Below are 21,305 nucleotides of genomic sequence, written 5' to 3'. Positions count from 1 at the left end.
AAGTAGGTCAGAATTATCAATGCGGAAGAAATCGGGAAAGGGGTAGCGCCCTAATCCGAGTGGAAGGCTGTCTGTAAAAGGACAGTCACACGCAACGCATAGAGCTTGACCCTGCTTTGAGCAGAATATAACAGCTCCACGAGGCCGCATTACCAGCCGGTACGGTATGATCCGTGGCAAAAAGATATGCTATGCTGGGCGTGAAATGACACGCCGATGAAAATGGGCGAAAGCCCCAGAGAGATGGATAAAAAGCCATCTGTTAATAACAATCAGATTACCCAAAATGTGAAAGATCTGCTTTCTTCACGCGAGGTTGAGAACATCTTTGAAAACTCCGACTTCGTGTATATGCTCAACCAGGCAGGTGGAGACCGTCAGATCCTTGCCAAGCAGCTGGGCATTTCCACACACCAGCTTAGCTATGTGACACACTCCGGTGAAGGCGAGGGACTGCTGTTTTATGGCTCCACGATTCTGCCTTTCGTGGATCACTTCCCGAAGAATACCGAGCTTTACCGCATTATGACCACCAAACCTCAAGAACTGAAAAAGGAGGATGAATGATGATGAACCCCAACATTTTGAATCAAAACCCGCTGATGTTTTTTGACAGGGCGGTAAATGCCCAGCGCAGCCAGCTGCTCACGGTCATGGCTGATGCGGTAAGTGAGTGCCGCACGGCGGCAGATCAGGCAGCCGAACTGAATGAGACCGGTCAGGTGGGCCTGATCCGTCTGGCAGAGGTCTGGAGCGCCATTCGTGCTAAGGAAGGCATGGGCGGTCTGGTTCTGGAAGGAACAGAGGCGAAGATCCTGTCCGATGTGGTGGCACAGTTTTATGCCTATCTGTCCGGCTGTATGTTCAAAGATCCTGTGGGGATGGCCATTTATGCAGAGCTGCACTACATGATGTCCTCCCTCATGCTGGGAGAATGGTTTGAATAAGGAACCGCGTCTGCGCTTTACCGATGAGGAACGCTCTGACCCTGCACTGGAAAAGCCGATCCGCAAAGCGGAGAAAGCTGCGGTCAGAGCAGATAAGGCGCAGGCCAATATCCCAAAGAAAAAGGTCAGGCAGACAGTCATTGACCCGGATACCGGAAAAAAGACCTCGAAGCTGACCTTTGAGGACAAGAAAAAGCCACCCTCCAAACTTTCTCAAGGGGTCAAGGAAGCTCCCGTCTATCTGGTTGCGGGCAAGCTCCACAAAGAGATTCGGGAAACAGAACAGGACAATGTGGGCGTGGAAAGCGCCCACAAGTCCGAGGAGGCGGTGGAGACCGGCGCTTATCTGGTGCGGGAGGGCTATCGCAGCCACAAGCTGAAGCCATACCGCAAAGCAGCCCAGGCAGAGCGCCAACTGGAAAAGGCAAATGTAAATGCCCTGTATCAGAAATCTTTGCAGGAAAATCCTCAGTTTGCCAGCAATCCTCTTTCCCGCTGGCAGCAAAAGCAGGCCATTAAAAAGCAATATGCCGCCGCCAAACACGCCGGACAGACTGCCGGAAATACCGCCCAGGCTGCTTCCAAAACCGGAAAAGCCGCAAGAACGGTAAAAGAAAAGGCACAGCAGGCAGGGGCATTCGTTATGCGGCACAAGAAAGGTTTTCTGATCGCAGGGGCGTTGTTTCTCATCGTTTGTCTGCTGATGAATACCATGTCCTCCTGTTCCATGATGGCACAGAGCATTGGTTCCGTTCTCTCCGGCACCACCTATCCGTCAGATGACCCGGAAATGCTGGCAGTGGAAGCGGACTATGCAGCGAAAGAAGCGCAGTTGCAGGCAGAGATCGACAATATTGAAAACAGTCACCCAGGGTATGACGAGTATCGGTATGACCTGGATATGATCGGTCATGACCCTCATGAGCTGGCGGCATTTCTATCTGCCGTCTTGCAGGGATATACCCGTCAAGGCGCTCAGGCAGAGCTGGCGCGTGTGTTTGCAGCACAGTATCAGCTGACACTTACCGAGGAAGTGGAGATCCGCTACCGCACGGAGACCTCCACCGACCCGGAGACCGGCGAGACCACATCAGAAGAAGTCCCCTATGAGTATTACATTCTGAATGTGAAACTCACCAGCAAGCCCATTTCCGCTGTGGCGTCGGAGCTACTGACCACAGAGCAGATGGAGATGTATCAGGTTTATCGTCAGACGCTGGGCAATAAGCCGCTGCTGTTTGGCGGTGGTTCTCCTGATACCAGCGGCTCTGAAGATTTGTCCGGTGTGCAGTTCATTAACGGCACACGCCCCGGCAACCCTGAACTGGTGGAGCTGGCGAAAAGTCAGGTGGGCAATGTGGGCGGTTATCCCTACTGGAGCTGGTACGGTTTTAACAGCCGGGTGGAATGGTGCGCCTGCTTCGTATCCTGGTGCTACAACCAGGCTGGAAAAAGCGAACCGCGTTTTGCAGGCTGTGAGTGGGAGGGGGTTCCCTGGTTCCAGTCCCGCGGACAATGGGGTGCAAGGGGATATGAGAACATTGCCCCCGGTGATGCCATTTTCTTCGATTGGGATTTGGACGGTACTGCTGACCATGTGGGAATTGTCATTGGAACCGATGGCAGCCGTGTTTATACCGTGGAGGGAAATTCCGGCGATGCCTGCAAGATCAAGAGTTATGACCTGAATTATCAGAGTATCAAGGGTTATGGCTTAATGAATTGGTGAAATTTTCAGAAAGGGAAAAATGAATATTGTTTCTTTTGGAGGCGGCACAAACAGTGCCGCCCTTTTAATTGGACTTTATCAACATGGGATACCTGTGGATTTAATTACATTTGCTGATACTGGGGCAGAACAGCCGCATACCTATGAATTTATAAAACACATGAACAAATGGCTGAAAGAACATAGTATGCCGCAGATCACCGTTGTAAAAAATGTTGATCGCAATGGTAATCGCCTGACATTAGAAATGGAATGCCTTCGTTCTGGTACACTCCCTTCTATTGCTTATGGATACAAGCGATGCTCCCAAAAGCACAAAATTGGACCACAGGAAAAGTATTGTAATAACTATCCACCCTGTCGTGCAGTATGGCAGCGTGGTGAACGGGTAACACGCTTTATCGGATATGATGTCGGAGAGTGGAAACGATATGAGCATTCCCGAAAATACAATGAAGCGGATAAAAAGTACGAGAACCGCTATCCGCTTATTGAAGATTGGCATTGGAACAGGGATGATTGCATCAAGGTAATTCGGGGAGAAAATCTACCGTTACCGGGTAAATCATCCTGTTTTTTCTGCCCAAGTATGAAAAAGCAAGAAATTGAAGCCTTAAAGCAACAGTATCCGGCCCTTTATCAGAGAGCGATTGCCATAGAAGAAAGTGCTATGCCAAACCTTACGAAAGTGAAAGGACTGGGACGAAACTATGCTTGGAAAGAGCGTTACGGAAAGGAGTAATTTAATATGGCAAAGAACAAAATTGAACGCATTGACCAGGAGATTACAAAGGTCCGCGAGAAGATCGCAGAGCATCAGGAAAAGCTCAAGGCTCTGGAAGCACAGAAAACCGAGGCAGAAAATCTGGAGATCGTCCAGATGGTGCGCGCCCTGCGTATGACCCCGACCCAGCTGAGCGCCATGCTGTCAGGCGGCACAGTTCCCGGAAGTATGGGGGATGACAACAACGAACAGGAGGAAAACGGCTATGAGGAATAAACGACTGCTCCAAACACTTTCTGCCCTTTGCCTGACGCTGGTTCTGGCATCGGGCTTTACCGTTCCCGCTTTTGCCCAGGGCGCAGCGCCGCCCCCGGCAGAGGATGCCACCAATGACAGCAATGTGGTGGTGGAAGAAACCGAAGAAGCACCGCCGTTGACCCCGGAGGGCAACGCCGCTCTGGTGGATGATTTTGGCGGCAATAAGCAGCTCATTACCGTTACCACCAAGGCGGGCAACTATTTTTACATCCTGATTGACAGAGCCAATGAGGACAAAAAGACCGCCGTTCACTTTCTGAATCAGGTGGACGATGCAGACCTTGCTGCGCTGATGGAAGATGGAAAACCCAAAGAGGAGCCGCCTGCGGTATGCAGCTGTTCAACAAAATGTGAAGCAGGGGCAGTCAATACGGCCTGCCCGGTCTGCGCAGCTGATAAGAGTAAATGTGCGGGCAAAGCACCGGAACCTCCGGCAGAAACACCGGAGCCGGAAAAGGAAAAGCCTGCCGGACTGAACCCGGCTGCCCTGATCCTTCTGCTGGCTCTGCTGGGCGGCGGTGGCGTATTTGCCTACTTGAAGCTCATTAAGAATAAGCCTAAGACCAAGGGCAATGACAGTCTGGACGATTATGATTATGGCGAGGACGATTCCGAGGAATGGGAAACCGAGGATGAGGAGTCGGACGAGCCTGACGCTGATGGGGGCAGCGCAGAAGATGATGACGAGGACAGCGTGAAATGACCCGTTTCACAGACAGTCCCTATGAACGCATGATGACACGCAGGCCGGAGGGCAGGAAGAAAACTTCCCGTCCTCCTTCTTTACCCCCAAGCCACCCCTGTTATGGCTGTGGGAATTATGGAAGCCCCTGCGTAGGTGTCTGCCACCGGGAAATGTCCCGATGGCTCAAGGAGAGGAGGAACCATCATGGCTCAACATAAATTAGTAATCGCTGAAAAACCATCCGTTGCCCAGAGTCTGGCGGCGGTAATCGGTGCAACCGCCCGTAAGGACGGGTATCTGGAAGGCGGTGGCTGGCGTGTCAGCTGGTGCGTGGGCCATCTGGCCGGTCTTGCAGACGCAGACAGCTATGACCCCAAGTACGCCAAGTGGCGATATGATGACCTGCCTATTCTGCCGGAGCATTGGCAGATGGTGGTGGGAAAGGATAAGAAAAAGCAGTTTGATATTCTCAAAAAGCTGATGAACGCCCCGGATGTGACGGAGGTGGTAAACGCTTGTGATGCCGGACGCGAGGGCGAGCTGATCTTCCGCAGCGTCTATGAGCTGGCAGGCTGTCAAAAGCCGATGAAAAGGCTCTGGATTTCTTCGATGGAGGACTCCGCCATAAGGGAGGGCTTTGCAAACCTGCGCCCCGGTGCGGATTATGACGGACTTCGGGATGCTGCCCTCTGCCGTGCCAAGGCTGACTGGCTGGTGGGGATCAATGCCACAAGGCTTTTTTCCGTGCTGTATCACCGCACCCTCAACATCGGGCGCGTGATGTCCCCAACGCTGGCGCTTATTGTCCAGCGAGAATCTGAGATCGACACCTTTAAGCCGGTTCCCTTTTATACCGTGGCGCTGGAGCTGTCCGGTCTTACCGTATCCGGGGAGCGCATGGCGGATAAAACCGCTGCCGAGCAACTGAAAGAAGCCTGTCAGGGTGCAGCTGTCACAATCAAAAAGGTGGAGTGTAAAGAAAAGTCCGAAAAGCCGCCTGCCCTCTATGACCTGACTACTTTGCAAAGAGATGCCAACCGCCTGCTTGGATTTACAGCCCAGCAGACCCTGGACTATCTACAAAGCCTGTATGAAAAGAAGCTCTGCACCTATCCCCGTACTGACAGCCGCTATCTGACCGGTGATATGGCAGACAGCCTGCCGGTGCTGGTCAATCTGGTTGCCAATGCTATGCCGTTTCGCAAAGGGATTGCCATTACCTGTGATCCGCAGACGGTCATCAACGATAAGAAAGTAACTGACCACCACGCAGTAATCCCTACCCGGAATCTCAAGGATGCAGACCTTTCTGCCCTTCCTGCGGGAGAAAAAGCGGTGCTGGAGCTGGTGGCCCTGCGTCTGCTGTGCGCCGTAGCCCAGCCCCATATCTATTCGGAAACCGTTGTGATTGCAGCGTGTGCCGGTGGGGAGTTTACCACAAAAGGAAAAACGGTGAAGCACCCCGGATGGAAAGCACTGGAGGACGCTTACCGTGCCAAAAGGAAGGATACAGAGCCGAAAAAAGAGGGCGCAGAGAAAGCCCTGCCGGAGCTGACCGAAGGACAGACCCTTTCGGTTTCTGCGGCAATCGTCAAAGAAGGCAAAAGCAGTCCGCCCCAGCACTTTACGGAGGACACCCTATTGTCCGCGATGGAGACTGCCGGAAAAGAGGATATGCCGGAGGACGCCGAGCGAAAAGGTCTGGGTACACCGGCCACCCGTGCCGGTATTTTGGAAAAGCTGGTATCTGCCGGTTTTCTGGAACGAAAAAAGAGCAGGAAAACGGTGCAGCTTCTCCCTTCCCACGATGCAGTCTCCCTGATCACCGTTCTGCCGGAACAGCTGCAATCGCCGCTTCTGACTGCCGAGTGGGAGTACCGCCTGGGCGAGATCGAGCGCGGGCAGCTTGCCCCGGAGGAGTTTCTGGATGGGATCAGCACCATGCTGAAAGATCTGGTGGGGACTTATCAGGTCATCAAGGGAACCGAGTACCTGTTCACCCCGCCCCGTGAGGTGGTGGGTAAATGCCCTCGCTGTGGCGGTGAAGTTGCAGAACTGCAAAAAGGCTTCTTCTGTCAGAATGATTCTTGCAAATTTGCAATCTGGAAAAACAACAAATGGTGGGCTGCCAAGAAAAAACAGCCGACCAAGGCTGTGGTGTCTGCGCTGCTGAAAGATGGCCGTGTCCGTGTGACGGGGCTATATTCGGAGAAAACCGGCAAGACCTACGATGCCACTGTGATTTTGGAGGACGATGGACAGTACGCCAACTTCAAGCTGGAATTTAACCAGCAGAAAGGAGGCAACCGATGAAGCTCTCTTTAGTGGAACGGGAAACCATTCTCCTCTATAACCAGGCGGAACCAATGGCTGAGGTCTACACCCACGATCCCCGTCTGATGGAGAAGCTGGAACTGCTGGCAAAAAAGCACCCCGACCAGATCACCCGAAAGGACGCTCATAACTTTACCGTTCCCAAGAGGTGTGTATCAGTCCGGGAGCCATACAGCGCCGAGCGCCGCAAAGCTGCCAGTGAGCGTGCGAAAGCTGCCGGATACCAGCCCCCTGTGAGAAAGTCCAGCAGTTAAAGGCACATGGCAGAGAATGTATTTGAAGCAGTCAAGCAGTCGGTCAGCACCAGAGAAGCAGCAGCGTTTTATGGGATCGAGGTCAAACGAAATGGTATGGCCTGCTGTCCCTTTCACGATGATAAGAACCCCAGCATGAAGCTGAACGAGGAATATTTCTACTGTTTCGGCTGCGGAGCTACTGGCGATGTGATCGACTTTACTGCAAAGTTCTTTGCTCTCTCTCCCAAAGAAGCGGCAGAGAAACTGGCACAGGACTTCGGCCTGATCTATGACAGTCAGGCCCCTCCCCGCAGGAGGTATGTCCGACAGAAAACCGAGGCACAGCAGTTTCAGGAGGATTGGCAGCGGTGTTATCGCGTACTGTCCGATTACTACTATCTGCTGAAAAAGTGGGAGAGCGACCATTCTCCCCGGACACCGGAGGAAGAACCGCACCTCCGCTTTGTGGAAGCAGTCCAGAAGAAAGCCTATGTGGAATATCTGTTGGACTTTTTCCTTTATGAAAGTAAAGAAGAACAAAAGGCATGGATTGCAGAACACACAGCGGAAATCACACACTTAGAAAGGAGATGTAAAATCATGGCTGAGAACAAACCGACCAACCGAGAGCGGTTAAGGGAAATCACAGATGGCATCGAGCAGGGCATCAAGGAACTGTTTGAGAGCGAAAAGTATATGCGCTATCTGTCCGTCATGTCCCGATTCCACCGCTATTCGGTAAACAACACCATGCTCATCTATATGCAGAAGCCGGACGCCACTTTGGTTGCCGGATACAATAAGTGGAAAGACCAGTTTGAGCGTCATGTTAAAAAGGGCGAGCATGGTATTACCATCATCGCCCCCACATCGTATAAGAAGAAAATCGAGGAGCAGAAACTGGACCCGGATACCAAGGCTCCGATTTTGGATAAAGACGGAAAGATCGTCACAGAGGAAAAAGAAATCGAGATCCCTATGTTCCGTCCGGTCAAGGTCTTTGATGTGAGCCAGACCGATGGGAAACCTTTGCCGGAGCTTGCCTCCTCCCTTTCTGGTACGGTGGAGAACTATGATGTATTCATGGAAGCCCTGCGCCGCAGTTCGCCGGTACCGATTACCATAGAAGCAATGCCTGATGATACGGATGGTTATTTTTATATTGATAATCCAAGAATTTCGGTTCGATTTGGCATGAGCGAGGTGCAGACGGTTTCAGCATCGGTTCACGAAATTGCCCACAGCAAGCTCCATAACCGGAAAAAGATCCAGATTGCCAATGACGAGCAATATCAGGAGATCGAGCTGTTTGAGAAACCCGGTCTGTTCTCTAATGGGCGGATTGCCCGTGATAATCTGCCGGAGGGTGTTTATTGCTATGACTTGCGCGGTTCTGATGATGACCCCGGAGAGCCGGTCAGCGTAGAAGAAAAGGTGCTGGTAAACCATGCGGGTTCCGTTCTGCTGACAGAGCCGCTGGAACTGCCGGAGACCGGATACTTGATGTTGACCGAGGAAGAAGGGCTGAATTTTACCGGCGGCTTTTCTACCCTCGCCCAGTTTTTGCAGGAGCAGAAGAAAGACCGCCGCACAGAGGAAGTGGAGGCTGAAAGCATTTCCTATGCGGTCTGTCAGTATTTTGGCATTGAGACCGGAGAAAACAGCTTTGGCTATATTGCAAGCTGGAGTCAAGGCAAGGAACTGAAGGAATTGCGAAACAGCCTGGAAATTATCAATAAGACAGCATGTGAGCTTATCTCTGACATTGAGCGCCACTACAAGGAAATTTGCAAAGAGCGTGGGATTGATTTGTACTCCCAAAAAGAAATGGCTACTGCCACCCCGGAAATACAAAAAGAGTCCGAGACCTTTCGATATTACATCACAAAAGCGGCGGCTGATGCAGGTGTTTATCCCTTCCAAGAGGGCTGCAAGGTGCATTTCACACCAACACTGGAAAACTACGAGGATGGGAAGGTACAGGCATTTGGTTATGTGGAATACCCGGAAAAACTCTCGCCGGAAGAAATTCAGGAGTATGCTCTTATCTCTGCCGAAGAAGCAGTCAGTAAGGAGAACCCCCTTCGCTACTATGTAGCAGAGTGTATGGAGTTTCCAAACCTTGGAGAATACCACGATAACCTGTCTTTGGAGGAAGCTGTCCGCATTTATCATGAGATCCCGGCAGAGCGGATGAACGGGATCAAAGGAATTGGCTTTGAGCTGAAAGATGGGAGCGACTATGAAGGACCTTTTCCAATTTTGACCGGGCATACGATTTATCTGGATACGATTCAGTCCATTGACTATTACCGTGATCATCCGCTGGTACAGAAAGCGGTGCAGGAACTGGCTGCGGCAATGCCGGAAATGGAGGTACTTGGTGCGGATGCCAACCAGCAGGAGGCTTTGTTTCTAATTGACGATGCCACTTATCTTCATATCCAGCCCTGTGACAGCGGTTGGGACTACACCCTTTACGATGCTGCATCCATGAAAGAGCTGGATGGAGGACAGCTGGACGCACCGGAGCTTTCCCGTATGAAGGCAGTTCTCCAGATTTGTGATGATAACGATTTGGACAGCACTTCTCTCAGACACGCTCCCTTGTCTATGATCGAGACCTTACAGGAAGCTGCCTATCAGCAGATGCAGGCAGAGGCCAGTCAGATGGCTGCTTCTTCCCAGCTGCCGGAAGCACAGGAGCAGGCACTGGATGAATACCCCATGCCGGATGAGCAGGTATCCACACCGGATATGCAGGAATACGGCTACTCCTATGATGGGATGCTCCCTGTTACCAGAGAACGGGCGCTGGAACTGGATGCAGCCGGTTTGACGGTTTATGTGCTGCATGAGGATAATACGGAGAGCATGGTGTTTGACCCGCAGGAAATCATGGATCATGGCGGTCTTTTCGGTGTGGATCGTGAGGAATGGGAAAAAAGCCCTCAGTTCCACGAAAAGGTCATGGAGCGTCAGGAACATCAGCAGGAACGAGAACAGGCATTTCTCTCCCAGAACAGAGATTGCTTTGCCATCTATCAGGTAAAGCATACCGATGAATTGCGTGACATTCGCTATGAAGGGATGGACTGGCTTCACTCCATCGGACAGACGGTAAAGCGTGAAAACTATGATCTGGTCTATACTGCGCCGTTGGAACCCTGCAAGTCTCCGCAGGCTACTGTTGAACAGCTTTATCATCAGTTCAACAACGATCATCCGGCAGATTACCACCATCCTTCCATGAGCGTCAGCGACATCGTTGCGATCAAACAGGACGGTAAGGTATCCTGTCATTACTGTGACAGCGTTGGATTTACCCAGATCCCCGGATTCCTGCCGGAAAATCCGCTGAAAAATGCGGAGATGGCCGTGGAGGACGATTACGGCATGATTGATGGTATCATCAACAATGGCGCAAAAGAGCCTACGGTGGCAGAGCTGGAACAGCAGGCCCGAAGCGGTCAGCCCATTTCCCTGATGGATCTGGCAGCCGCCACCCATCGGGAGGAACGGGAAAAGAAAAAATCCGTTGTGGATCAGCTGAAAAGCCAGCCCAAAACAGAACACAAAAAGACGGCACCCAAAAAGAGTGCGGAAAGGGAGATTTGATATGGGAAACTTTACTTTTGAGGAAATGAACCTGATGTGCATTTACAATACCGGCAGTCGCACCGGGCTGATCGACAGCCTGCATGAGATGCACGGCGAGCTATTACCGGAGGAAACGGAACTGAGGGAGCTGACCGACAGCGCCCTTACGAAGCTCTGCGCGATGACCGATGAGGACTTTGCAGAGCTGGAGCTGTACCCGGATTTTGACCAGTAAACACCATAACCGCAGGGATGGGGTGGCAAATTGCCACCCCGCCTTTTTACCCAAAAACCGAAGGGAGGACAGAACACTATGCCAACCAAAGCTGAACTTTATGCACAGATGGCGGACAAGGTGGCAACACAGCTCACGGGGAGCTGGCAGGAATGGGCAGGGTTTCTCACCACTGCTTCCCGCCTTTACAAGTACCCGTTCCATGAGCAGCTGATGATCTACGCCCAGCGACCGGACGCCACCGCCTGTGCAGAGTACGATTTGTGGAATGAAAAGATGGGCCGGTATGTAAGGCGCGGTTCCAAGGGAATCGCTCTGGTGGACGATTCCGGGGACAGACCCCGCCTGCGCTATGTCTTTGACATTTCCGACACCGGAACCCGTGAACATTCCCGCACTCCCTGGCTATGGCAGCTGGAGGAGCGCCATCTGGATTCGGTGCAGGCCATGCTGGAGCGCACCTACGATGTCTATGGTGATGACCTTGCCGGACAGCTCACTGAGGTAGCCGGAAAACTGGCTGAGGAATACTGGACGGAGCATCAGCAGGACTTCTTCTATATCGTTGACGGTTCCTTTTTGGAGGAATATGATGAGTATAACATCGGAGTGCAGTTCAAGGCAGCCGCCACCGTCAGTATCACTTACGCTTTGATGTCCCGCTGCGGACTGAAGCCGGAACGCTACTTCGACCACGAAGATTTCATGGCGATCTTTGATTTCAACACCCCGTCCACCATCGGGGCGCTGGGAACAGCGGTCAGCCAGATCAACCAGCAGGTGCTGCGGCAGATCGGCGTCACCGTCCGAAATGCAGAGCGCGAAGCCAACCAAGAAAGGAGCAAACAAGATGAACAATCCCATGACCTATATCCAGAACGGAGACTATCTGATTCCCGACCTGAAGCTGAGCCAGCAGCCGGAGAAACCCCTGGGCAAGTACGGAAGGATGAGGAAAGCCTACCTGAAAGAACACCGTCCCATCCTCTACAACCAGATGTTGCTGAGCGAGAAGCTGTACCCGCACCTTCTGGAGATCGACGAGACCGCCCAGAGCAGACTGGAGCAGATGATACCCCGACTGGCGAAGGAAGCGGGAGCCACCGAGGAATTGAAAGCCAGCGATCCCATGAAGTGGGTGGGGCTGATGAACACCTGCAAAGCCCAGGCCGAGGAGATCCTGATGGCGGAGCTTATCAACAGCTGACCCTAAATCTGTTCCTCTCCGAAGCGGAACAGATCCAATCCATAGATGAAGCAGAGAATGTAGCGCATACATCCTCTGCTTTTTCTTTTGCCCAAAATGACATCGACCATGTGCTGCGTTTGGGCGGCAATACAGACCGCCAGAGAGAGCGTGTGGTTGCAGCCTTTGAAAAGAAGAAAACCACCGCTGAGATTGCCGAGATACTGAAAATGCTGTACCACGGCGGCAACGGCCTTGGCAGTGTGAGCGCATGGTATGCCGAGGATGGTATCCATCTTTCCCACGGGAAGTCTGTCCGTTATGACAGGTCTGCCCAGGTCATTTCCTGGGAGAGCGCCGCAGAGCGTATCGGGGAGCTTTTGGAGAGCGGCCAGTTTGCCTCCAATGTTGAGCTTGCAGAAGCGGCAGGCTATGAACGCTCCCTTCTTGCCACAAAGTTCTGGAACCTATATCACGATCTCAGTGAGGACGCCAGAGAAGCCGGATATTTGTCCTGCCTGTCAGAGATCAAAGGCAATGGGTTCCCGGAGGAGACCCACCGCCTGACGGAGCAGCTGAATGACCCGGCCTTCCGTCAGACCCTCAAGGAAGAATACGCCGCCTTCTGGACTGCCTATCAGCAGGACCGTGACCTGTTGCGCTTTCACTACCATAGGCCAAGGGAAATCTGGGAGAACCTGAAAGACCTTGACCTGCCCCGCAGGACTTTTTCTTCGGACCTTTCTCAAGTGCCAACCGTCCAGCACTTCATTACCGAGGATGAGATCGACGCCGCCATGACCGGCGGCAGCGGTTTCGCCGGAGGAAAAGGCCGTATCTATGCGTTCTTCATGGAAAACCACACGGACAAGGAAAAAGTGAGATTCCTCAAAGACGAGTATGGCATTGGCGGACGCTCTCATGCCCTGTCCGGCGCAACACACAGCGGCGAAGATCACGACGGAAAAGGAGTGCACTATAAAAAGCAGGACTGCCCGGATGTTCACTTGAACTGGGAAAAGGTTGCCAAGCGCATTACCTCTCTTGTTCAGAAAGGCCGCTATCTTACCGAACAGGAACAGGCGCAGTATGATAAAATCCAGGCTGAAAAGGAACTGGCCGAAGAAGATGCCATCCAAGCCCAGCAGCCGGATTCTGCCGTGTGGGAATATAACGGTGTCAAGGTGCGCCACCCGGATGATATGATTCTGTATCAGATGGGCGATTTCTTTGAGCTGTACGGTGAGGATGCCAAAGAAGCCGCTGCGGAACTGAACATCAATCTCACTACCCGTGCGATTCCGGGCGGTGGCCGTGTGGAAATGTGCGGGTTTCCGGCAAATCAGCTGGAGCAGATGGTGGAACAGCTGCGTGATAAGCATGATGTGACCATTTCCGCTGTACCGGAGGACGGCAAGGAGCGTCAGGAATATTCCATGCCCTCTATCAACCATGAAGCGGAACAGCACATCAACGCTCAGGAAGCGGAGTTTGGTGCAGACGGGAACAGAGTATTCCGGGATACAGAAGCAACCGCAGCCCCTACAATTCGGGAAATGTACGAGCAATATAAGCCTGTGGTGACTGCCGCCATTTCCGAGGATGCCGCATACTGCAATGCCTGCGGTCATTCTGACCGTGAAAATGCTGTCATCGAGGGCAATGCTGCTGTGCGCCGTGCGGTCCTTGGTTCTAAGGATATGGAGCTGATCCGCCTTTATTCTGATATACCGGAGTTCCGCCAGCGTCTGCACCGGGAAGTGATCGACGAAACCTATCCAAAGCTCCATGAACTTCTGCGCCCTCTTTCTCAAGAAGATATTGATACTGCCCTTTGTGCATGGAACGGCAATATTGAGAGTAAACACGCTGTCGTCCGCTATATGAAAGACCATGCAAGAGAGAAAGATACCGCTGCATGGCTGGCTCAGGAATACGGCGGCAGTAACAGCAACAGCCTGTTCATTACTCGTGCGGGAAGCCCGGAGGAAATGCAGCTGCCCTGGCCGAAGGTACAGCGCAGGCTTGCCCAGCTTATTCAGGAGGACCGGTTCTATACCGAAGAAGAACAGGACCGTTTTGACAACATCGACCCTATCGCCATCCGGGAAGCCCTGGAGGAAAAAGGGATCGTCAACGGTCAGGTGGCAGACCCGGAAAAACTGGACAATGACCCGTTTATCCAACAAGTGATGTCGGATGTAGAGCAGATTGCAGCTGCCGAGACAGAGCAGACTTCCGAAGTTTCAATTTCCGATGAGGAATATGATGCAGTTCGCCGCCCAACTCCGCAAAGAACCTCCTATGACCCTGCCGCCCCGGCCTATGCCGTGGGCGATACCGTGTATATCGAGGATGACGCCTATCAGATCACCGAGCTGCGGGATGACACCGTGCAGCTTCTGCCCACCGGTATGGTGTATCCCATCTACCGTGCAGAACACAAAGAACAGTTTGAACAGCTGCTTCGTGCAGATCGCCGCAATGCTTACTATACCGAGTTTCTTCCCGTTGACCCGAACAAAGCCGATCAGGACCTGCAGGATGTATTGGCTCATGGACTGATGGATGAAGCGGATAAAAAACAGGTTTCCACGCTGTTGCAATCCGGCAGGAGCAACAGCGAGATCGCCTACTGGCTGAGCAGAGCCTATCCCCGTGAGATCGAGACGCTGGATCTGGAGACCGGCGATATTGCCGATTACCGTACCACGGCACAGGGCATGGAGCTGGAAGTCCTGGACGCAGAGGAAAAGCGTCTGGCTGTGCTGTATTTTCGCTGGGATGAGGTTGCGCCTTTGCTGCGCGGGATGTATGCCCGCCAGCTGGACGGTTTTGGACAGGAACGCTCCGAACCGGTTGCTGAAGCCCCGGCCTTCCATTCCGAGACCGTAGCCGTTTATCCGGGCGATAAAAACAATCTGCCCTATGATGTGGTTATTCAGACCCTGCGAACCAATGAGCCGGAGCCACCAGCCCCTGTGACAGAGCCGGAGAAAACCTTTGAGGAAGTGCTGGACGAACACCCGGTTTCCATTCAGGTCAATGGCCAGTGGCAGACCTTCCCCAATGCCAAAGCTGCCGAGGAAGCCTCCTATGAGGAATACAAGGCAAACCTGCGCCGCAATGCACAAAACTTCCGTATTACCGATGAGCATTTGGGTGAAGGCGGTCCGAAAGCCAAGTTCCAGGCAAATATCGAGGCAATCAAGCTGCTGAAATACCTGGAGGAAACCACCGGACAGGCAACGCCGGAACAGCAGGAAGTCCTATCCCGCTATGTGGGCTGGGGCGGTCTTGCCGACGCCTTTGACCCGGAGAAATCGGCATGGGCTTCCGAGTATGCCCAGCTGAAAGAGCTGCTGACACCGGAGGAATATGCCGCCGCCAGAAGCTCCACCCTCAACGCCCATTACACCAGCCCTACGGTCATTCAGGCCATCTATGAAGCGGTGGGCCGTATGGGATTTGAGACCGGAAATATTCTGGAGCCGTCTATGGGTGTAGGAAACTTCTTCGGTATGCTGCCGGAGGAAATGCGAAACAGCCGTCTGTACGGCGTGGAGCTGGACCCGGTTTCCGGGCGCATCGCAAAGCAACTCTATCCCAAGGCGGACATCACAGTTGGCGGCTTTGAGACCACTGACAGGCGTGACTTCTTTGACCTTGCCATCGGCAATGTGCCTTTCGGCCAGTATCAGGTCAATGACAAAGCCTACAACAAGCTGAATTTTAGTATTCACAACTACTTTTTCGCCAAAGCACTCGACCAGGTGCGTCCCGGCGGTGTGGTGGCTTTTGTAACCTCCCGCTATACCATGGATGCCAAGGATTCCACCGTGCGCCGCTATCTTGCCCAGCGCTCCGAGCTGCTGGGAGCTATCCGTCTGCCTAATGATGCGTTCAAAAAGAATGCCGGTGCCGAGGTGGTATCGGACATCATCTTCCTCCAAAAGCGGGATCGCCCGCTGGACATTGTGCCGGAATGGACCCAGACTGGACAGACAGAGGACGGGTTTGCCATCAACCGGTATTTTATCGACCACCCGGAAATGGTGCTGGGCAGACAGGAGCCGGTAAGCACCGTTCACGGTATGGACTATACCGTGAACCCTATCGAGGGACTGGAACTTTCCGACCAGCTGCATGATGCTGTGAAGTATATTCATGGCACTTATCAGGAGGCAGAACTGCCGGAGCTGGGCGAAGGCGAAACTATCGACACCTCCATTCCTGCCGACCCCAATGTGAAGAACTATTCCTATGCCATTGTAGACGGGCAGGTGTACTACCGGGAAAACAGCTGTATGGTGCGCCCTGACCTCAACGCTACCGCCGAAGCCCGTGTGAAAGGTCTTGTGGGACTGCGGGAGTGTGTGCAGGAACTGATCGATCTTCAGATGGACGCAGCGGTTCCGGACAGCACCATTCGGGAGAAGCAGGCGGAACTGAACCAGCTCTATGACAGCTTTTCTGCCAAATACGGTCTCATCAATGACCGTGCAAACCGTCTGGCCTATGCAGATGATTCTTCCTATTACCTGCTCTGTGCGCTGGAAGTCATTGACGAGGATGGAAAGCTGGAACGCAAGGCGGATATGTTCACCAAACGGACCATCAAGCCCCATCAGGCGGTGGCTGTGGTGGATACGGCAAGTGAAGCGCTGGCGGTGTCCATCTCGGAAAAAGCCTGCGTGGATATGGACTATATGAGCCGGCTGACCGGAAAAACAAAAGAAGAACTGGCCGGAGAACTGCAAGGCGTGATCTTCCGTGTACCGGGACAGCTGGAGCAGGACGGATCGCCCCATTATGTGACCGCCGATGAATACCTTTCCGGCAATGTACGCCGTAAACTGCGTCAGGCACAGCGGGCGGCACAGCAGGACCCGGTTTATGCAGTCAATGTGGAAGCCCTTACTGCCGCCCAGCCCAAAGACCTGGATGCGTCGGAAATTGAGGTGCGTCTGGGCGCTACCTGGATCGACAAGGAGTACATCCAGCAGTTTATGTATGAAACCTTTCATACTCCGTACTATCTCCAGCGCAGCATCGAGGTCAATTACTCGTCCTTTACCGCTGAATGGCAGATCACAGGAAAAACTTCTGTTCCTTATAGTGATGTAGCTGCCAATACCACCTACGGAACCAGTCGTGCCAATGCCTACAAGATTTTGGAGGACAGCTTAAACCTGCGGGATGTCCGTATCTATGACACCATAGAGGACGCAGATGGAAAAGAGCGCCGCGTGCTGAACGCCAAGGAGACCACTCTGGCTGCCCAAAAGCAGCAGGCTATCCGGGAAGCCTTCAAGGACTGGATCTGGAAAGACCCGGAGCGCCGCCAGACTCTGGTGCGCCAGTACAACGAAGAAATGAACTCCACCCGTCCCCGCGAGTATGATGGCAGCCATATCACTTTTGGCGGCATGAACCCGGAAATTACCCTGCGGGAGCATCAGCTGAATGCCATTGCCCATGTGCTGTATGGCGGTAATACCCTGTTGGCACACGAAGTGGGCGCAGGCAAAACATTTGAGATGGTGGCCTCTGCGATGGAGGCTAAACGCCTGGGCTTATGCCAGAAATCGCTCTTTGTGGTTCCAAATCACTTGACCGAGCAGTGGGCGTCGGAGTTTCTGCGCCTCTATCCTTCTGCCAACATCTTAGTCACAACCAAAAAGGACTTTGAGACCCATAACCGCAAGAAGTTCTGCGCCCGTATTGCCACCGGTGACTATGACGCCATCATCATGGGACACAGCCAGTTTGAGCGTATCCCCATCAGCCGGGAGCGTCAGGAACGGCTTCTCTATGAGCAGATCAACGAGATTACCGATGGCATCGCAGAGGTGCAGGCCAGCGGCGGCGAGCGGTTCACAGTCAAACAGCTGGAGCGTACCCGTAAGTCTCTGGAAGCCAGACTGGAAAAGCTGCAAGCCGAGGGGCGAAAAGACGATGTGGTAACTTTTGAGCAACTGGGTGTGGACCGGCTGTTCGTGGATGAGGCTCACAACTACAAGAACCTGTTTTTATACACCAAAATGCGGAATGTGGCAGGCTTATCCACATCGGATGCGCAGAAATCCTCCGATATGTTTGCCAAGTGCCGCTATATGGATGAAATCACCGGAAACCGTGGTGTAATTTTCGCCACCGGTACCCCAGTCAGCAACTCCATGACTGAGCTTTACACCATGCAGCGTTATCTTCAGTATGAACGCCTGCAAGAGCTGAACATGACCCACTTCGACTGCTGGGCTTCCCGATTTGGGGAGACCGTCACAGCATTGGAACTGGCACCGGAAGGCACCGGCTACCGGGCAAGAACGAGATTCAGCAAGTTCTTTAACCTGCCTGAACTGATGAACCTGTTCAAAGAAGTGGCCGACATTAAGACTGCCGACCAGTTAAATCTCCCCACCCCGGAGGTGGAATACCACAACATCGTGGCACAGCCTACTGAACATCAGCAGGAAATGGTCAAGGCTCTTTCAGAGCGCGCATCGCTGGTACACAGTGGAACCGTTGACCCGTCTCAGGACAATATGCTCAAGATTACCTCGGATGGCCGCAAGCTGGGGCTGGACCAGAGGATCGTCAACCAGATGCTGCCGGATGAACCCGGCACAAAGGTCAATCAGTGCGTAGAGAACATCATGCAGATCTGGCGGGATGGCGAAGCCGACAAGCTGACCCAGCTGGTGTTCTGCGACATTTCTACCCCGCAGGCAAAAGCGCCTGCAAGCAAGGCGGCGAAAACGCTGGATAATCCACTGCTTCATGCACTGGAAAGCGCTGTGCCTCTGCCGGAGCAGGAACCGGCCTTTACGGTATATGACGATATTCGTCAAAAGCTCATTGCCCAGGGGATGCCTGCCGACCAGATCGCTTTTATCCATGAAGCCAATACCGAAGTGCGGAAAAAGGAGCTGTTCTCCAAAGTCCGTACCGGTCAGGTGCGTGTACTTATGGGAAGCACTGCCAAGATGGGCGCAGGCACCAATGTGCAGGACCGTCTGGTGGCACTTCATGACCTGGACTGCCCGTGGAGACCGGGAGACCTCGCCCAGCGCAAGGGTCGTATCGAGCGCCAGGGCAACCAGAATCCCCTTGTTCATGTGTACCGTTATGTGACTGAGGGAACCTTTGACGCATATCTCTGGCAGACGGTGGAGAATAAGCAGAAATTCATTTCCCAGATCATGACTTCTAAATCGCCGGTGCGCTCCTGCGATGATGTGGACGAAACGGCGCTTTCCTTTGCTGAAATCAAGGCTTTGTGTGCCGGAGACCCCCGTATCAAAGAGCGTATGGATCTGGATGTGGAAGTATCCCGCCTGAAGCTGATGAAAGCCGACCACCAGAGCAAGCAGTATTGTCTGGAGGACCAGCTGCTCAAATACTTCCCGGAGGAGATTGAAAAGCACAAGGGTTTTATCAAGGGCTTTGAATCTGACCTGGAGGTTTTGGCAGCTCACCCGCACCCGGAGGATGGCTTTGCTGGTATGGAGATCCGTGGAGACCTGCTGACCGATAAGGAGAACGCCGGTGCAGCCCTTTTGGATGCCTGCAAGGAGGTCAAAACCTCTGATCCGGTGCAGATCGGCAGCTACCGGGGCTATGCCATGTCCGTGGAATTTTCCGCTTGGAAACAGGAATATACGCTCCTGCTGAAAGGACAGATGACCCACAGGGCAACCCTTGGTGCAGACCCTCGCGGAAATCTTACCCGTATCGACAATGCCCTCGCCCAGATGCCCCAGCGTCTGGAGGCGGCAAAGGCACAGCTGGATAACCTCTGTCAGCAGCAGGCTGCCGCAAAGGAGGAAGTCGGAAAGCCATTCCTTTATGAAGAAGAACTGAGAAGCAAAAACGCCCGTCTGGTGGAGCTGGATACCCTGCTCAACATCGACGGAAAGGGACAGGGACAGGCACACACTGAGTCCGCTGTTGCCAAAAGCACACGGCCTTCGGTGCTGGATCATCTGAAACGCCCGGTGCCGCCCCGTAGTACAGACAAGAAACCAAAACAGCATGAGGAGGTGCGATAACATGAATACCAACGATCTGAATACGGCTCTTTATGAAAAGATGGCCGCTGAGCAGGACAAATACAGGGACTGGCTGAAAAGCCAGCCCCCGGAAGAAATCCTGCACCACACCTATGAGTATACGGTCCGTGAGGACATTGTGATGGCGATGGAGGAACTGGAGCTGACCGATGCTCAGGCCCAGGCGCTTTTGGAATCTCCCTCGCCGCTGGCGGATGTGTACCGCTATTTTGACAAGCTGGAGACCGGCTATATGGATGTGATCCGAGACAGTATTGAAAGCCGAGCCAATGAGGTATGCAAAGAACCAGAAGAACTTAATCCCATGGTAGTTTATCTTCATTCTGCTTCATACGCGACTAAGCATGGAGAAACAGACGCATACTGGCTTTCTGACCAGGCGAATTTTTCCTGCAAAGTTTCCATTGAGCAGGCAATCAGTGCCCATTATAGGGATAACAGGCTAGATACTGCTTCTGCGGTGCAAGAGATTTTGGAGGAATTTGGAGCAGAGCGGATGAACTTTATTCTCGCCAATACGATTCAGCATAAGGATGCAGATGGGCGGATTTCTCGTGACAACAAAGCATGGGCAAAGACCATTCCAATGCCGGAGGATAGTGCCACTTCCCAGCAATGTGCTGATCTGATAGTGGATCGGGTCAATCCGGGACTGGTGGATCTGTTTACAAGACAGGCTCGAAAGGCTGTTCAGGAGAAAGAAAAAGGCTCTGTCCTGCAAAAGCTCAAGCAGGAACTGCCTGCCCATAAGCCTGCTGCCCCAAAGAAACGGGAGCCGGAACGATAACTATGGCAAAGCGTAAGCGGGATGTTCCGGTTTTGTTTTGGGTGTCCGCTGAGGAACTGGAGCTGATTCATCAAAAGATGCAGCAATACGGAACAGAAAATCTGAGTGCTTATCTGCGGAAAATGGCACTGGATGGATATGTGGTCAAGTTGGAACTGCCGGAGCTGAAGGAGCTGGTCTCCCTGATGCGCCGAAGCAGCAATAACTTGAATCAGCTGACCCGTAAAGTGCATGAGACCGGGCGGGTTTATGATGCTGACTTGGAGGATATATCCCGGCGGCAGGAACAGTTATGGGCGGGTGTGAAGGAAATCCTTACCCAGCTTTCCAAACTTTCATAATAGGGATAGATACTCCATTTGCGGAGGGAGGAACGGCGTTTCTTCGCCGCATCTCCCTCCGCTTTTTCTTTTTGCCGGTATCCTTGTCTTTTGCCTGTCCGTACCGGA

The 21,305-nt window shown here is 53.0% G+C and carries 14 protein-coding genes and 3 pseudogenes; 16 read left to right on the top strand and 1 reads right to left on the bottom strand.

Annotated features, from left to right (window positions below; all coding sequences use genetic code 11):
* Positions 1–276 precede the first annotated feature (276 nt).
* The 11 genes and pseudogenes from AAAT93_RS10185 to AAAT93_RS10135 all read left to right on the top strand — a co-directional run.
* Positions 277–567: pseudogene (locus tag AAAT93_RS10185) on the top strand (hypothetical protein); the annotation flags it as partial.
* Positions 567–947 carry a DUF3851 domain-containing protein gene (locus AAAT93_RS10180; RefSeq protein ID WP_431834927.1) on the top strand — a complete coding sequence of 127 codons (381 nt, stop codon included), beginning with the start codon at positions 567–569 and terminating at the stop codon, positions 945–947. The pseudogene AAAT93_RS10185 and the gene AAAT93_RS10180, both read left to right, overlap by 1 nt.
* On the top strand, positions 940–2,676 hold the full coding sequence (locus AAAT93_RS10175) for a CD1108 family mobile element protein (RefSeq protein ID WP_227573402.1): 1,737 nt from the start codon (positions 940–942) through the stop codon (positions 2,674–2,676). Before AAAT93_RS10180 ends, AAAT93_RS10175 begins: the two co-directional genes overlap by 8 nt.
* 19 nt (positions 2,677–2,695) lie before the next feature.
* The gene (locus AAAT93_RS10170) at positions 2,696–3,418 is read left to right on the top strand and encodes a phosphoadenosine phosphosulfate reductase family protein (protein WP_227573401.1); all 723 of its coding nucleotides are present in this window, start codon (positions 2,696–2,698) and stop codon (positions 3,416–3,418) included.
* Between the two features lie 6 nt (positions 3,419–3,424).
* Positions 3,425–3,676, top strand: coding sequence for a DUF4315 family protein (locus AAAT93_RS10165; protein WP_227573400.1), 252 nt, complete (start codon positions 3,425–3,427; stop codon positions 3,674–3,676).
* Complete coding sequence (locus tag AAAT93_RS10160; protein WP_227573399.1) at positions 3,666–4,421, top strand: DUF4366 domain-containing protein; 756 nt, start codon at positions 3,666–3,668, stop codon at positions 4,419–4,421. The genes AAAT93_RS10165 and AAAT93_RS10160 overlap by 11 nt, the downstream gene beginning before the upstream one ends.
* The gene (locus AAAT93_RS10155) at positions 4,418–4,621 is read left to right on the top strand and encodes a hypothetical protein (protein WP_227573398.1); all 204 of its coding nucleotides are present in this window, start codon (positions 4,418–4,420) and stop codon (positions 4,619–4,621) included. Before AAAT93_RS10160 ends, AAAT93_RS10155 begins: the two co-directional genes overlap by 4 nt.
* Positions 4,608–6,716, top strand: coding sequence for a type IA DNA topoisomerase (locus AAAT93_RS10150; RefSeq protein ID WP_227573397.1), 2,109 nt, complete (start codon positions 4,608–4,610; stop codon positions 6,714–6,716). The genes AAAT93_RS10155 and AAAT93_RS10150 overlap by 14 nt, the downstream gene beginning before the upstream one ends.
* The gene (locus tag AAAT93_RS10145) at positions 6,713–6,991 is read left to right on the top strand and encodes a hypothetical protein (protein ID WP_002570998.1); all 279 of its coding nucleotides are present in this window, start codon (positions 6,713–6,715) and stop codon (positions 6,989–6,991) included. The genes AAAT93_RS10150 and AAAT93_RS10145 overlap by 4 nt, the downstream gene beginning before the upstream one ends.
* 6 nt (positions 6,992–6,997) lie before the next feature.
* Complete coding sequence (locus AAAT93_RS10140; protein ID WP_227573396.1) at positions 6,998–10,591, top strand: LPD28 domain-containing protein; 3,594 nt, start codon at positions 6,998–7,000, stop codon at positions 10,589–10,591.
* Between the two features lies 1 nt (position 10,592).
* Positions 10,593–10,808, top strand: a complete 216-nt coding sequence (locus tag AAAT93_RS10135) for a transposon-transfer assisting family protein (RefSeq protein WP_227573395.1) — start codon at positions 10,593–10,595, stop codon at positions 10,806–10,808.
* Positions 10,809–11,213: 405 nt separating this feature from the next.
* Here the strand turns inward: AAAT93_RS10135 and AAAT93_RS10130 are convergent, their stop codons facing one another.
* The gene (locus AAAT93_RS10130) at positions 11,214–11,672 is read right to left on the bottom strand and encodes a hypothetical protein (RefSeq protein WP_227573394.1); all 459 of its coding nucleotides are present in this window, start codon (positions 11,670–11,672) and stop codon (positions 11,214–11,216) included.
* Here AAAT93_RS10130 and AAAT93_RS10125 point away from each other — a divergent pair.
* The 5 genes and pseudogenes from AAAT93_RS10125 (at position 11,671) to AAAT93_RS10110 (ending at position 21,197) form a co-directional block, all read left to right on the top strand.
* Positions 11,671–12,015, top strand: coding sequence for a TnpV protein (locus tag AAAT93_RS10125; RefSeq protein ID WP_431834928.1), 345 nt, complete (start codon positions 11,671–11,673; stop codon positions 12,013–12,015). The genes AAAT93_RS10130 and AAAT93_RS10125 overlap by 2 nt on opposite strands.
* Before the next feature lie 209 nt (positions 12,016–12,224).
* Positions 12,225–13,331, top strand: a pseudogene (locus AAAT93_RS13660) (SNF2-related protein); the annotation flags it as partial.
* 189 nt (positions 13,332–13,520) lie between these two features.
* Positions 13,521–20,048, top strand: a pseudogene (locus AAAT93_RS10120) (SNF2-related protein); the annotation flags it as partial.
* 1 nt (position 20,049) lies between these two features.
* Positions 20,050–20,856: a DUF3848 domain-containing protein gene (locus AAAT93_RS10115; RefSeq protein WP_227573391.1), complete on the top strand. Its 807-nt coding sequence runs from the start codon at positions 20,050–20,052 to the stop codon at positions 20,854–20,856.
* Positions 20,857–20,858: 2 nt separating this feature from the next.
* The gene (locus AAAT93_RS10110; RefSeq protein WP_227573390.1) at positions 20,859–21,197 is read left to right on the top strand and encodes a plasmid mobilization protein; all 339 of its coding nucleotides are present in this window, start codon (positions 20,859–20,861) and stop codon (positions 21,195–21,197) included.
* Positions 21,198–21,305: the final 108 nt, after the last annotated feature.

Origin of the sequence: Coprococcus hominis (ex Arizal et al. 2022) (assembly GCF_040094675.1) — a bacterium.
GTDB lineage: Bacteria > Bacillota > Clostridia > Lachnospirales > Lachnospiraceae > Coprococcus_C > Coprococcus_C hominis.
This window is presented reverse-complemented; position numbering and strand designations above follow the sequence as displayed.